This window comes from Neorhizobium descurainiae, from assembly GCF_051400715.1.
Lineage (GTDB): Bacteria > Pseudomonadota > Alphaproteobacteria > Rhizobiales > Rhizobiaceae > Neorhizobium.
This window is the reverse complement of record NZ_JBLFFK010000012.1, coordinates 96,296-108,958: the sequence shown is the minus strand read 5'-3', so window position 1 is coordinate 108,958 and position 12,663 is coordinate 96,296. Positions and strand designations below refer to the sequence as shown.

Below are 12,663 nucleotides of genomic sequence, written 5' to 3'. Positions count from 1 at the left end.
CCCGTCAGTCCCGGTCCGGCGCGCCGAGCGGGAAGAGCGGCCGGTAGGGGCGTGCCTCGTCGACCGCGCGGGCGAAGGAGGGGCGGGAAAGCAGCCGCTCCCGATAGGCCCTGACATTCGCGAACCGCTCGCCGATCGGGTGCGTCCAGTCGGCATAGAAGAGCGCCGGCGCAGCCGCGCAATCGGCCAGGCTGAATTCGCCGCCGGCAACCCATTCGCGGGCTCCCATATGCCGGTCGAGCCAGCCATAGGCGGCGTCCAGCATGTCGCGTGCTTCCGTGACGCCGTAGGCGTCTCGCCGGTCTTCCGGGCGCAGCGCGTTGAAGACGACCTTCTGCTGCGGGCCGGAGATGTAGTTGTCGAAGAAGCGGTCGAGCATCCGCACCTCGATCGCCCGGTCCGCATCGTCCGGGATCAGCCTCGCCGGGCCGGGATAATGGACCTGCAGATATTCGATGATGATCGTCGCCTCGAAGACCGGCTTTTCCCCATCCATCAGCATCGGGAAGCGTTTTACCGGCCAGAGCGCGCAGAGCTCCTCATAGGCCGAGGGGTCCTCGGGCCCCAGCATGCGCGTGTCGAATTCGGTGCCGTTCTCGTAAAGGGCGGTGAGCACCTTCTGGCAATAGGACGAAAACGGGTGCGAATAGAGGATCGGACGCATGACGGCCTCCCAAACCGATTGCAAACTGAAACTGGTGCATGGGTAGCTCAACTGCTCTGGTTTTGCAATCGGTTTATGCGAGCATCCCTGCAATAGGGTGATGGTGTGATTCTGCTCTCACCCCCCTCTGCCCTGCCGGGGGGTATCATGGGGGAAGCACTCTCCGAAAAAATCACGCCTCGACAGCGACCGCTTCACGCGCATGGATCGCCCGGATTTCCCTCGCCACCATATCCTGCAGCCGCCAGAGGTTGCGGTCGCGGATGCCGAATTCGGCCAGATGCACGACGGTGTTGTAGAGATATTCGGCACAGGAGCCGCGATGGCCGCAGGCGCGCGCCAGAACGGGCGCCACCTCGGCGAGCGGCAGCAGCGGGCGGATGATCCTCTGGCTGGTTCCGCCGGCCCAGAAGGTGAGCGCGCGAACCGTTTCGCCGCTCTGCGTCCTCACCGGCATCCAGCGCATCGAGGCGAGGGCTTCGCGATTGCCGACCTCGCGGCGCAGCGCCTTTTCCATCTGCAGGCGCTTTTCCTCGTCGGCCACCCGGTAGATCACTCCGTCGCAGCGTCCGCCGCGCGACAGCATCATCATCAGTCCGGGCTGGTCCGGCGTGCCGCGGCCGCGCTCGATTTTCAGGGAGAAGGACCGGTGCCAGCCATGCAGGGTGGCGCGCTGGCAGGCGACCGAATCGAAGCCCGGCTTCCAGATCAGCGATCCGTAGGCGAAGATCCACAAGGGAGCGTCGCCGAGTTCCTGCGTCAGCTTCTCGGCGAGCTCCGCGTAATCCTGGTCGCCGAGCGGTACCCAGGAGGGCGGCGGGCCGGGGTCGGCCTCCTCGCGGAAGCAGAGATCGACCAGCTCCTGTGTGAGCGACATGACGAGCGATTTCGGCATGATTCCGAACGATTTTGGGGACAAGGCAGCGAAACGGTAAGCCGAAACGTGCAGGCGGATTACCCCCGAGTCAACCCGTTTTGCTGTCCCGCCTCATCGAATGAATGATCCCCTCTGCCATAAAATGGTCACGGAATATCTCAGGCTGAAAGACGTCTTGAAGGGGGACCGTCTGACGGAGAGAGGATCATGGACACGATGACCGGTGCCCGCCCGGATATGGTGCGGGTCAGGCACAAATGGCTCGATCTCGACGGAATGAGGGTCTTCTACCGCGAAGCGGGAAGAGAGGGCGCGCCCGTCCTGCTCCTGCCGCACGGTTACCCTTGCTCGTCCTATGAGTTTCGCGAGCTGATGCCGCTGCTCGCCGACCGCTGGCATCTTGTCGCGCCGGATTTTCCCGGTTGCGGCTACACCGACACCCCGGACGATTTCCGCTACGATTTCGACGGTTTCGCCGGGTTTCTGGATGACTTCGCGGAAAGGCTCCGCCTCGGCCGGTTCGCCATCTACCTGCACGATTTCGGTTCGCAGATCGGCCTTCGCCTGGCGATCCGGCGCCCGGAAAGGATCGCCGCGCTGATCATCCAGAACGGCGATATCTACGAGGACGTGCTCGGCCCGAAATATGCGGGACTGCAGGAATACTGGCGCAACCCCACCGAGGAGGGGCGCCGCAAGATCGCCGATGCGGTGCGCGAGGAGGGCTTCAGGGAGGAGTTCCTCAATGAGGTCCGCCCGGAACTCGCCGAGCGCATTCCGCCGGACCTCTGGAGGCTGCACTGGTCGCTGATGGACGAGCGGCGCCGGAGGATCGCCGTCGATGTCATCGCGGGGCTCCGCGAAAACGCCGGATGGTTCCCGCGCTACCAGCAATATCTGCGGGATCATCAGCCGCCGGCCCTGATCGTCTGGGGTCCGCAGGACGGCTACATGCCGGAGGAATCCGCCCGCGCCTTCCTGCGCGACCTGCCGAAGGCGGAACTGCATCTCTTCGACGGCGGCCATTGGCTGCTGGAAACCAGCCTGCACGAGGTCGTGCCGCCGATCCGCGGCTTCCTCGGGCGGGTCCATGCGGCGTAATGCTGAGAAAAGGAGTGAGCGGACTGATGCGTTGGCTTTTTATTGCGGTACTGGCGATTCTGGTCGGTTGTGTCCTGAGCATCATCTGGATGAATGATGACGGTCAATGGCCACAAGGCGACAGCCGCATGGAAGGGGCGCAGCCTCCGCCGCAGAACCCGCTTTCGCCGCCGCCGGCCAATCCCTGATCAGGCTTTTACGGCAACGACGAAGAGGCGCGGGAAGCGCAGAAGCACCCGCCCGTCGGCCATGGGCGGATAGGCCCTGGCGATGCGGGCCGTGTAGTCCGCCGTGAAAGCCTCCGCATGGGCCGGGCCGGCGGCGTCGAGATAGGGCCGGAGGCCCGTCCCACGGACCCATTCGATGATGGCAGGCGCGTCGGCGAGCGGATGGTAATAGACCGTGTGCCAGACGTCGACGCGGCTTACCTTCGGCATCAGGGCATCGAAATAGGCAGATGGCGGGGGGAGGAGGGGACGCCGCACCCTGCCGCCTTCGAAGGCCGCGGCCCAGGGGCCGGCGGCGCCCGTCTCCTCCATCAGCATGTGGCTCGGCTCGGTCAGATTGTCCGGCATCTGCACCGCCAGCACGCCGCCGGGTTTCAGATGATCCGTCAGCCGGGCGAGCACGGACAAATGGTCCGGCACCCATTGGAACACGGCATTGGCATAGAGAAGGTCGGCCGGCTCATCCGGCACCCAGGTGTTGAGGTCGGCCTTGAGGAACTCCGTGCCGGGCAGGCGCTTGCGGGCCGCGGCCAGCATGTTGTCGTCGCTGTCGAGGCCGGTGACGTTCCTGGCGCCGAAGCGCTCCGTCAGCAGTTCCGTGGAATTGCCCGGTCCGCAGCCGAGGTCGTAAGCCCTGGTCGCGGAGCCGAGAGGCACCTGCGCGATGAGATCGCGGGCCGGCCGGGTCCGCTCGTCCTCGAATTTTACATATTGCTCTGCCGACCATGCCATTTGCGAAGACTCCTATCGATTCTGCCGGAGCAAAATGGCACCTTGCTGAAGGCGTCTCCATGACAAAAAATATCAATTTTTGTGATGACTCATCTCATATTATCGCTTGACCTCGGCAGGCGGGCGGGCCTTCACTCACCCCCGCAATTTTGAAGAGCCGCCCTGGAATGCCGAAGGAGACCGTTATGCCCGTGAACACCGCCGCCCGCACCGCCACCTGGACTTTCGTGGATGGCGAATGGCTGGAAGGCAACCCGAAGCTCGTCGGCCCGACCTCGCATGCCATGTGGCTGGGCTCGACGGTGTTCGACGGCGCCCGCTGGTTCGACGGGATCGCGCCGGACCTCGACCTGCATTGTAAGCGCGTCAACCGCTCTGCGAAGAACATGGGCATGACGCCGGTGATGGCGGCGGAAGAGATCGAGGCGCTCGCCTGGGAGGGCGTGAAGAAGTTCGACGGCAAGACGGCGATCTACATCAAGCCCATGTACTGGGCCGAGCACGGCATGCCGTTCAGCGTCGTTACCGCCGATCCGGACTCGACCCGCTTCGCGCTGTGCATGTTCGAGGCGCCGATGGCGACGGCCAAGGCCACCTCGCTCACGGTCTCGCCCTATCGCCGCCCGAACCCGGAAGTGGCGATGACCGGCGCCAAGACCGGCAGCCTCTATCCGAACAGCGGCCGCATGATCCTGGAAGCCCGGAACCGCGGCTTCGACAACGCGCTTGCCCGCGACATGAACGGCAATGTCGCCGAGACCGCGTCCTCGAACATCTTCATGGTCAAGGACGGCGTGGTGATGACACCGATCGCCAACGGCACTTTCCTTGCCGGCATCACCCGTGCGCGTGTCATCGGTCTCTTGCGCCAGGCGGGCTTCGACGTGCGCGAGACGACGCTGACGGTCGAGGATTTCACGGATGCCGACGAGATCTTCACCTCCGGCAACTATTCGAAGATCGTGCCGATCAACCGTTTCGAAGATCGCCAGTTGCAGGAAGGCCCCGTCGCCCGCAAGGCGCTGGACGTCTACATGGACTGGGCGCGCTCCAGGACCGGTGACGACGCCTGAGGCGTTGGGCGGACGGCGGCGTTTCTAAGACAGGTCTTCGTCTTCGTCTTCATGGCCAAGGCTCTTGCCGCGATGCAGGATGCGCATGATGACGACGAGGTCATCGTCGATCCGAAAGACAATGCTCGCCTTGCGCTTGACGCCGACGATGCGAATGCCGGGGCCGATATCGTCATGCCTCATTCAGGGAAGCGATTTTCTCGATCGCGCGCATCCATATGGGCTTCGATGCGCCGCCGGACTTCCTCGATGGGAAGGGCTTTCGAAGGGTCGTAGGCTTTTAGCGTCGGCACGACCTCGTTTCGCAGCCATTGCTCGATCTCGGCATCGTGGTCCGCGAGATAGCGCAGACCTTCGGCGACGACTTCGCTTTCATCCGCGAATTCGCCGGACGCGACCTTCTTCTCGACGAGTTCGGCCATGTCTTCCGGCAGCGAGACGGTGATGGATCGGTTCGCGCGCATGCTTGGCTCCTTGTCTATCGGTTGTAGCACGCAGACGGGCTGATCCGATAGGCCTCACTCCCGCCCCGCCGGTCCGGTATATCTCATGCGCATATAGGCATTGCCGGCCTTGAGCTCGTCGAGCATCTGGCGGATGCGTCTTTCGCGGGTGTCGGCGCGCCTGGCCCGCGCGATCCAGCCGAGATAGTCGTTGCGCTGATAGGCCGGCCGCACCGCGTAGGCTTTCTCGACGCCCTCCCGCTTCAGCCGCTCGGCTATGTCCTGCGGCATGGGCTGGAGTTCGCGCTTCAGGTTTTCCGTGCCGGGAAATGTCGTCATTCTCCGCCTCCCTCAGACGAACCGCACCGCGGCGGTGCCGATGATGATCATCGAGACGGCGATCATCAAGGGCTTGACGGGCAGTTTCCTGACGATGACGGCGCCGAGCGGCGCGGCCAGTATGCCGCCGAGGATCAGTCCAAGCGCGGGGGCAAGTTCCGACCAGCCGAGCGCCAGGATGAAGGTTGCCGAAATCGTCGTGGTGACGGCGAATTCGGTGAGGTTGGTGGAGCCGATCACCTTCTTGGGGTCGTGGCCGCGGCCGAGCAGGCTGCTGGTCACGATCGGTCCCCATCCGCCGCCGCCCATGGCGTCCAGCAGCCCGCCCGCGCCGCCGATATAAGGGACGATCCAGTCGTGCACGTCGCGCGGAAATTTCGGCTGGAAGGCCTTGTAGAGGATGAAAAGGCCGACGGCGATAAGATAGGCCGAGACCAGGGGCTCGATCGCCTCGCCGTCGATATTGGAGAGCACATAGGCGCCGATCGCTCCCCCGAGCATGCCGGCCGGCGCAAGCCGCAGCACCAGCCGCCAGTCGACGTTGCGGTGGTAGAGATGCGAGAGCCCGGAGGCCGCCGTGGTGAAGCATTCGGTGACATGCGTCATCGCGCTCGCCGTGGAGGGTGCGATGCCGATCGTCAGCAGGCTGGTGGTCGTCAGCACCCCGAAGGCCATGCCGAGCGCGCCGTCGATGATCTGGGCGAGGAAACCGATGAGAACGAAGATCAGGAAGTCGGGCGTCAGAAAATCGAACATCGGCTCCTCGGGCTTGTTTGATCCCAGCCCGGGAAATCCCTTGCCCTTCAAAAGGTTCCGGCGAAAATCCGGCGTCGCGCCGGAGCGGGATTCATTCTCCCGTCTTCACCATCAGTTCGTCGCCCGAAATCTCGCCGCCGATCTCGGCGGTCTTCGCCTTCTTGTCGAAGACGCAGATGGCGCTGATCGTGGCATCCGCGCCGACCGCCTTGCCGGAGACGACGGCAAGCCCGTAGTTCTCGCTGCCGAACGGATCGACGAGCGCCTTGCCGTTTTCGATAAGGCCTTTAGCGGCGGCAACGCAGGCATCGGCAACCTCCGTCCGGAACTCCGCCCACGCGTCGTCCGACGCGGCTTGCACGGTGGTGACACCGGCCGAAACAAGGGCGGCGGCGAGAAGGAGTAGGGTCTTCATGGGCGGGCTCCGGTTCAGTGATCCGAGCGTTTCTTGTAGACCCAAAATTCGGAAACGTCTTGGTGGCGGCGGCCTGATTTTTGGCAAGATCACCGTTGCCTCTTGGCTGTTGCGCTCCTATGTTCCGGCACGACGCTTGTTTCAAGGTGTTTGCCGAAAAGGAGTAAGACAATGGCCTTCGAACTTCCTGAACTCCCCTACGATTATGAAGCGCTTTCGCCGTACATGTCGAAGGAAACGCTGGAATTCCATCACGACAAGCACCACAAGGCTTATGTCGACACGGGCAACAAGCTCGCGGCCGAAGCCGGTCTCGGCGACCTGTCGGTCGAGGAAGTCGTCAAGAAGTCCTTCGGCACCCACCAGACCCTCTTCAACAACGCTGCCCAGCACTACAACCACATCCATTTCTGGAAGTGGATGAAGAAGGGCGGCGGCGGCACCAAGCTGCCGGGCAAGCTCGAAGCGGCCGTCGCTTCCGACCTCGGCGGCTACGACAAGTTCAAGGCCGATTTCATCGCCGCCGGCACCACGCAGTTCGGCTCCGGCTGGGCCTGGGTCTCCGTCAAGGACGGCAAGCTCGTCATCTCCAAGACGCCGAACGGCGAGAACCCTCTGGTCCACGGCGCAGAGCCGATCCTCGGCGTCGACGTGTGGGAACACTCCTATTACATCGACTACCGCAACGCCCGCCCGAAATACCTCGAAGCCTTCGTCGACAGCCTGATCAACTGGGACTACGTCCTGGAGCGCTACGAAGCCGCGACGAAGTAATCCGCGGTCATCGCTGATTCTTTAAAAACATCCGGCGTCGCAAGGCGCCGGGTGTTTTTGTTTCGAGGCTATCCCGTCACACGCCTGTCACAGGCGCAAAATACTTGCCTCCCATGTCCCGCGAAAAGCCGCTTCTCCGCTTCGGCGTGATTGCCGATCCGCAATATGCCGCCCTGCCGCCGAATGTCGCGATGAACCGCTATTTCGAAAACAGCCTCGCGAAGCTGAGGGAGGCGGTCGGCGTCTTCAATGGCGAAGACCTGTCCTTCGTCGTGACGCTCGGCGATCTCATCGATCGCGGCTGGGAGAATTACGAGGCGGTTCTCTCGATCTATAAGGACCTGCGCCACGAGAGTTTCCTGCTGCCCGGCAATCACGATTTCCTGCTGGCGCCGGAGCGGCTTTCCGAGGTGCATGCGCGGCTTGGCATGCCGGCGGCCTGGCACGATTTTTCCCGCGGCGGCTTCCGCTTCGTGGTGATCGACGGCAACGAGATCAGCCTGTTTTCGTCTCAGAAAGGCGATCCGCGCCACAGCCTCGCCAGGGAGCGTCTGCGGGCGCTGAAGGCGGAAAATGCGGTGAACGCCCAGGAATGGAACGGCGGCATCGGCGACGAGCAGTTCGCCTGGCTGGAAGCCACGCTCGCGCGGGCGGATGCCGCGGGCGAGAAGGTGATCGTCATGGGCCACTATCCGCTCTTCCCGGAAAACGAGCACAGTCTCTGGGGCTATGAGCGGCTGACCGGGCTTTTCGCCAGCTCCGGCAACGTCATCGCCTATCTGAACGGTCATAACCATGCAGGCAATCTCGGCCATGACGGCTCGACTTGGTACGTGAACTTCAAAGGCATGGTCGATACGGAGAGGGAAAATACCTTCGCCGTCGTGGAGATCTTTGCCGATTGCATCGAGATCACCGGTTACGGCCGCGAGGAAAGCCGCAGGCTGCCCCTCTAAGCCGTGTCGGCTGATGGGGTGACGGTCCACCCCTCGATCCAGAGCTGGCGCAACCTTTCCCCTTCGCCGCGGAAGAAGTCGTCGACCGGTTCGCAATGCTCCACCCGGTCGGTGCGGAAATTGCGTATCGCCTCGCGAAGCTCGCACCAGGCGACGATATTGGCCGTCTGCGAATAGTAGATGAGTGCGATCGGCCGGATCGTCCGCTCCGTGGCGCGCCCATGTTCGTCGCGATAGTCGAGCGCCAGCTTCCGCTCGTCGCGGATCGCCCGGCGCAGCATGGCGAGGTCGACCGCCTCCGGCACCGGCGCCACTGTTCCCCAGGCATGCAGCGCATTGGCGGAAAAGATGCCGGAAAGCGGTAGGGGCACGACGGCGGCGATCTTGCGGTTCACCTGTTTTGCTGCCTGCTTGAGCTCCATGTCGCCGGTGCGTTCGAGAAGCGCCAGCGCCAGCACGATCGCCTCCGTCTCCTCGATCGAGAGCATCAGCGGCGGCAGGGTGAAGCCGGGCCGCAGGATATAGCCGATGCCGCGCCCGCCCTCGATCGGCACGCGCATGGCCTGGAGCGCCGCGATGTCCCGGTAGATCGAGCGCACCGTCACCTCGAGCTGCGCGGCGATCGTGGCCGCCGTCACCGGCCTTTTCGCGAGCCGAAGTATCTGGATGATCTCGAAGAGGCGCGAGGCCTTGCGCATGCCGTTTTCCTTCGCCGCTGGACAACCGCTCCTGACAATACGCTGTCAGTTGGGCTCCTGTATAGCGCCGGATATCCGATTGAAAAACCATGGCTCCTTCATCCGAGCCTGTCCTTGCAAGGCCGACAAACTGACATGACATACACGGAAAATCTCTGGCTCTACTTCACCTTGCTCTTCGGCATCATCGTCGTTCCGGGCATGGACATGATCTTCGTGCTCGCCAACGCGCTGACGCGCGGCCGCGCGGCGGGGCTGGCGGCCACTGCCGGCATCATGCTGGGCGGCCTGGTGCATTCCATTTACGGCGCCCTCGGCGTCGGCCTGCTCGCCACCCTCATGCCGGTGCTCTTCAAGCCGCTGCTCATCGTCGGCGCGCTCTACATGGCCTGGATCGGGGTGAGCCTGATGAAAAGCTCGATCACCGTCGATCATGTCGGCCCGGCCGATACGCGTTCCAACTGGGAGGCGTTCCGCCGCGGCGCGGTGACCTGCCTCATCAATCCGAAGGCCTATCTCTTCATGCTCGCCGTCTATCCGCAGTTCCTGCGGCCGGATTTCGGGCCGCTCGGTCCCCAGGCGGCGGTCATGGCGGCGATGACGGCGGGAACCCAGCTTGCGGTCTACGGCGGGCTGGCGGTGGCGGCCGGCCGGGCGCGAAAACTGCTGGTCGGCAACGGCAGGGCGACGATCTGGGTCGGGCGCATCGCCGGTCTGCTGCTGCTTGCCGTCTCGATGCTGACGCTCTGGGAAGGGATCAAGGCGTGAGCCGCGCCGCGGTCTTGGGATTTGCCGGGCGCAGGAGACTGAGGCGGCGGCTAGCGGTTTGATTCCCCTGACGTTCTCACCTTTTTGTTACTTCATTGTCATCGGTCCGGAAGACATTGTGCGGCGCATCATCGTGGCCCCTGGATTCGATGTCAAAGAGGAGAATGTCTGCATGCGCCTGAAATCCATAGTCCTCGCAGCTGTTGCCGGCTGTCTTGGTTTGTCTGTCGCCGTCGCTCAGGAGGAGCCCCAGGCGCTTCGCCAGAGCCAGATGAAGGCCGTCGGCGGTGCGCTCAGCGCGCTGGGCGGCATCGCCAAGGGCCAGAAGCCCTATGAAGCGGCGGCCGTGACTGCCGCGCTGACCACGATCAGCACGACGATGAAAGCCTTCCCGAACCAGTTCCCGGCGGGTTCGGAAGCCGGTTCGGAATCGGAAGCCGCGCCGGCCATCTGGCAGAACAAGACGGATTTCCAGGCCAAGGCGGAAAAGCTGGCCGCCGAAGCGGATAGCCTGCTTGCGGCCGTCCCGGCCGATGCGGCAGGCGTCGGCGCGGCGATGAGGACGCTTGGCGGCACCTGCAGCGACTGTCACCAGACCTACCGTCTGAAGAAATAGCCGGTCGGGCGGGGAGCGGTGCGTCCGCTCCCGCCATCCTGCCGTAGAACCTCCAATATTATCACTGCCTTGTTACTTCCTCCGGCCGTGCGCACATCGCATCGTGAACTGTCGTCAACAGCCCGGCCGTACCGGGCTCTATGGGAGGAACGTGCACATGCGGTTGAGGTCTTACGTCATTGCGGCTGGCGCCGCCTGTCTCTGTCTGTCCGCGGCGTTCGCGCAGGACGGGCCGATCGCAGCCCGCCAGGCCTTGATGAAGGAGAACGGGCAGGCGGCCGGCGCGCTTGGCGCAATCGCCAAGGGCGAAAAGCCGTACGACGAGGCGGCGGTAAGGTCGGCGCTGACGACGATCAGCACCAATATGAAAGCCTTTCCGGACCAGTTCCCCGCGGGCTCGGACACGGGGAAAACCAAGGCGCTGCCGGCTATCTGGCAGAACCCGGATGGATTCCGCGCCTTGTCGGCCAAGCTGGGGTCGGAGGCCGACGCTCTGGTCGCCACGCTGCCGGCGGACAGGGCCGGTGTAGGGGCCGCCCTGGGACGGCTGGGGCCGATCTGTTCCGAGTGTCACAAGACCTACCGGGCTCCCGCCAACTGAACGGCGGACCGGGCGCCGGCGGCCGGCCCGCCGCCGGCTTTTCATGAAAACCTTCGAAGGAGAAGAGCATGGCGTCTCGATGGGCGAAAGTCTTGAGTGCCGGCGCGGTCATCGTCGCAATCGGCGCCGGGATAGCATGGGCGCTGACGAAGCCCGATCCGTTTCCGGAAAGCTATTGGGCCGGCCTCGGCGAATCGGACCTCGCCAACGGCGAGCAACTCTTCTGGGCCGGCGGCTGCGCAAGCTGTCACGCCGCGACCGGGGCGCAGGGCGATGCGCTGAAGGTGCTTTCCGGCGGCCGCGCGCTGCCGACCGCCTTCGGCACGTTCCACATTCCCAACATTTCGCCCGACGCGCAGGCCGGCATCGGCAACTGGACGCTGGCGGAATTCGGCAATGCCATGACCCGCGGCGTCGGGCCGGATGGCGAGCATCTCTATCCGTCCTTCCCCTACGGCTCCTATGCCCGGTTGTCGGCCAGGGATATCAACGACCTCTTCGGCTACCTGAAGACGCTGCCGGCGAGCAGCAACGTCGCGCCGCCGCACGAATTACAGTTTCCCTACAATATCCGGCTGGCGGTGGGCGGCTGGAAATACCTCTATTTCAACGATGAGCCGCGGGTTCAGCTTGCCTCCGCCGACGAGAAGGTCAGGCGCGGCCAGTTCCTGGTCGAGGGGCCGGGCCATTGCGGCGAATGCCACACGCCGCGCGACGCGCTCGGCGGCTTCCAGCCGGACCGCTGGCTTGCGGGCGGCCCGAACCCGGAAGGGCGGGGCAACATCCCGAACATCACGCCGGGTTCCCAGGATATCGGCACCTGGAGCGAGGGCGATATCGTGAGCTATCTCGAAACGGGCTTCACGCCGGACTTCGATTCCGTCGGCGGCTCCATGGTCGAGGTGCAGCAGAACGTGGCGCACCTGCCGAAGAGCGACCTCGAAGCGATTGCCGCCTATTTGAAGGCGGTGCCTCCTGTGAAGTGAAATGCTTGCAAGAAGTGCCATCATCCAGTGAATTGCTTGCATGAACGGCAAGCACCGTAGGACGCTGGAAGCTGTCTTTAGAGATCCTGTATCCGGAACGCTCGAATGGGCGGCGATCGAAAGCTTGCTTGTTGCAGCCGGTTGCGCCGTCATGAAGGGAGCGGCTTTCGCGTCCGCTTTGACAGGGACGGGGAGATCGAAACCTTCCACCGACCGCATCCGGCCAAGGAAGCAAAGCGCTATCAGGGCGTGCTGCCCGCGCTTACTTGATCCGGCTAGGGGATAATGCCATGACGAATGTGATGACCTATAAGGGCTACTCCGCCCGTATCGAATACGACGACGAGGACGGCATCCTGTTTGGCCAGATTGCCGGCATCCGCGACGGTGTCGGCTTCCACGCGGATAGTGTCGACGAACTCCGGACTGCCTTTCGTGAGGCGGTCGACGATTATATCGAGACTTGTGCCAAAGTCGGCAAAGAGCCGCAGAAACCCTATTCCGGCAAGATGATGTTTCGCGTCAGCCCCGAGGTCCACCGGCGCGCCGCCCAAGCTGCCGAGCTTGCCGGCAAGAGCCTCAACCAATGGGCAGGAGAAGTCCTGGCCAAGGCCGCCGGATAGGCCCTGGCCGGTTT

At 63.9% G+C, this 12,663-nt stretch carries 19 protein-coding genes; 10 read left to right on the top strand and 9 right to left on the bottom strand.

Translation table 11 applies throughout. The features are described from left to right. Positions 1–4 precede the first annotated feature (4 nt). Positions 5–664 carry a glutathione S-transferase family protein gene (locus ACMGE0_RS20280; RefSeq protein ID WP_436817689.1) on the bottom strand — a complete coding sequence of 220 codons (660 nt, stop codon included), beginning with the start codon at positions 662–664 and terminating at the stop codon, positions 5–7. A gap of 172 nt (positions 665–836) precedes the next feature. Continuing rightward, on the bottom strand, positions 837–1,541 hold the full coding sequence (locus ACMGE0_RS20275; protein WP_436817688.1) for a gamma-glutamylcyclotransferase: 705 nt from the start codon (positions 1,539–1,541) through the stop codon (positions 837–839). Positions 1,542–1,757: 216 nt separating this feature from the next. Here ACMGE0_RS20275 and ACMGE0_RS20270 point away from each other — a divergent pair, with 216 nt between their 5' ends. Together ACMGE0_RS20270 and ACMGE0_RS20265 are read left to right on the top strand one after the other, a co-directional pair. Next, positions 1,758–2,642 carry an alpha/beta fold hydrolase gene (locus tag ACMGE0_RS20270; RefSeq protein ID WP_436817761.1) on the top strand — a complete coding sequence of 295 codons (885 nt, stop codon included), beginning with the start codon at positions 1,758–1,760 and terminating at the stop codon, positions 2,640–2,642. Positions 2,643–2,656: 14 nt separating this feature from the next. Further along, positions 2,657–2,830 carry a hypothetical protein gene (locus ACMGE0_RS20265; protein ID WP_436817687.1) on the top strand — a complete coding sequence of 58 codons (174 nt, stop codon included), beginning with the start codon at positions 2,657–2,659 and terminating at the stop codon, positions 2,828–2,830. Here the strand turns inward: ACMGE0_RS20265 and tam are convergent, their stop codons facing one another. Next, positions 2,831–3,601, bottom strand: a complete 771-nt coding sequence (gene tam / locus ACMGE0_RS20260) for a trans-aconitate 2-methyltransferase (RefSeq protein ID WP_436817686.1) — start codon at positions 3,599–3,601, stop codon at positions 2,831–2,833. It abuts the gene before it with no gap. Between the two features lie 185 nt (positions 3,602–3,786). Here tam and ACMGE0_RS20255 point away from each other — a divergent pair, with 185 nt between their 5' ends. Then, complete coding sequence (locus ACMGE0_RS20255; protein WP_436817685.1) at positions 3,787–4,674, top strand: branched-chain amino acid aminotransferase; 888 nt, start codon at positions 3,787–3,789, stop codon at positions 4,672–4,674. 24 nt (positions 4,675–4,698) lie between these two features. Here the strand turns inward: ACMGE0_RS20255 and ACMGE0_RS20250 are convergent, their stop codons facing one another. From ACMGE0_RS20250 to ACMGE0_RS20230, 5 genes are all read right to left on the bottom strand, one after another. Then, positions 4,699–4,857 (bottom strand): hypothetical protein, encoded by a 159-nt coding sequence (locus ACMGE0_RS20250; RefSeq protein WP_436817684.1) that lies wholly within the window; start codon positions 4,855–4,857, stop codon positions 4,699–4,701. Next, the gene (locus ACMGE0_RS20245; protein WP_436817683.1) at positions 4,854–5,138 is read right to left on the bottom strand and encodes a ribbon-helix-helix domain-containing protein; all 285 of its coding nucleotides are present in this window, start codon (positions 5,136–5,138) and stop codon (positions 4,854–4,856) included. Before ACMGE0_RS20245 ends, ACMGE0_RS20250 begins: the two co-directional genes overlap by 4 nt. A gap of 54 nt (positions 5,139–5,192) precedes the next feature. Beyond that, on the bottom strand, positions 5,193–5,456 hold the full coding sequence (locus ACMGE0_RS20240) for a YdeI/OmpD-associated family protein (RefSeq protein WP_436817682.1): 264 nt from the start codon (positions 5,454–5,456) through the stop codon (positions 5,193–5,195). Between the two features lie 12 nt (positions 5,457–5,468). Then, a complete protein-coding gene (locus ACMGE0_RS20235; protein ID WP_436817681.1) occupies positions 5,469–6,212 on the bottom strand; it encodes a sulfite exporter TauE/SafE family protein in 744 nt (247 codons plus the stop codon). Between the two features lie 91 nt (positions 6,213–6,303). Further along, positions 6,304–6,627 carry a hypothetical protein gene (locus ACMGE0_RS20230; protein WP_436817680.1) on the bottom strand — a complete coding sequence of 108 codons (324 nt, stop codon included), beginning with the start codon at positions 6,625–6,627 and terminating at the stop codon, positions 6,304–6,306. Positions 6,628–6,798: 171 nt separating this feature from the next. On the opposite strand from ACMGE0_RS20230, the gene ACMGE0_RS20225 reads away from it, so the two are divergent. Together ACMGE0_RS20225 and ACMGE0_RS20220 are read left to right on the top strand one after the other, a co-directional pair. Then, the gene (locus ACMGE0_RS20225) at positions 6,799–7,401 is read left to right on the top strand and encodes a superoxide dismutase (RefSeq protein WP_436817679.1); all 603 of its coding nucleotides are present in this window, start codon (positions 6,799–6,801) and stop codon (positions 7,399–7,401) included. Between the two features lie 113 nt (positions 7,402–7,514). Next, complete coding sequence (locus tag ACMGE0_RS20220; protein ID WP_436817678.1) at positions 7,515–8,357, top strand: metallophosphoesterase; 843 nt, start codon at positions 7,515–7,517, stop codon at positions 8,355–8,357. On the opposite strand, the gene ACMGE0_RS20215 is transcribed toward ACMGE0_RS20220, so the two are convergent. Beyond that, on the bottom strand, positions 8,354–9,055 hold the full coding sequence (locus ACMGE0_RS20215; protein WP_436817677.1) for a helix-turn-helix transcriptional regulator: 702 nt from the start codon (positions 9,053–9,055) through the stop codon (positions 8,354–8,356). The genes ACMGE0_RS20220 and ACMGE0_RS20215 overlap by 4 nt on opposite strands. Positions 9,056–9,190: 135 nt before the next feature. On the opposite strand from ACMGE0_RS20215, the gene ACMGE0_RS20210 reads away from it, so the two are divergent. From ACMGE0_RS20210 to ACMGE0_RS20190, 5 genes are all read left to right on the top strand, one after another. Beyond that, on the top strand, positions 9,191–9,823 hold the full coding sequence (locus tag ACMGE0_RS20210) for a LysE family translocator (RefSeq protein ID WP_436817676.1): 633 nt from the start codon (positions 9,191–9,193) through the stop codon (positions 9,821–9,823). A gap of 172 nt (positions 9,824–9,995) precedes the next feature. Next, complete coding sequence (locus tag ACMGE0_RS20205; RefSeq protein WP_436817675.1) at positions 9,996–10,439, top strand: c-type cytochrome; 444 nt, start codon at positions 9,996–9,998, stop codon at positions 10,437–10,439. Positions 10,440–10,596: 157 nt separating this feature from the next. Beyond that, a complete protein-coding gene (locus ACMGE0_RS20200; RefSeq protein ID WP_436817674.1) occupies positions 10,597–11,040 on the top strand; it encodes a c-type cytochrome in 444 nt (147 codons plus the stop codon). 68 nt (positions 11,041–11,108) lie between these two features. Beyond that, positions 11,109–12,026, top strand: a complete 918-nt coding sequence (locus tag ACMGE0_RS20195; protein ID WP_436817673.1) for a c-type cytochrome — start codon at positions 11,109–11,111, stop codon at positions 12,024–12,026. Between the two features lie 290 nt (positions 12,027–12,316). Then, positions 12,317–12,649: a type II toxin-antitoxin system HicB family antitoxin gene (locus ACMGE0_RS20190; protein WP_436817672.1), complete on the top strand. Its 333-nt coding sequence runs from the start codon at positions 12,317–12,319 to the stop codon at positions 12,647–12,649. The last annotated feature ends 14 nt before the right edge of the window (positions 12,650–12,663 follow it).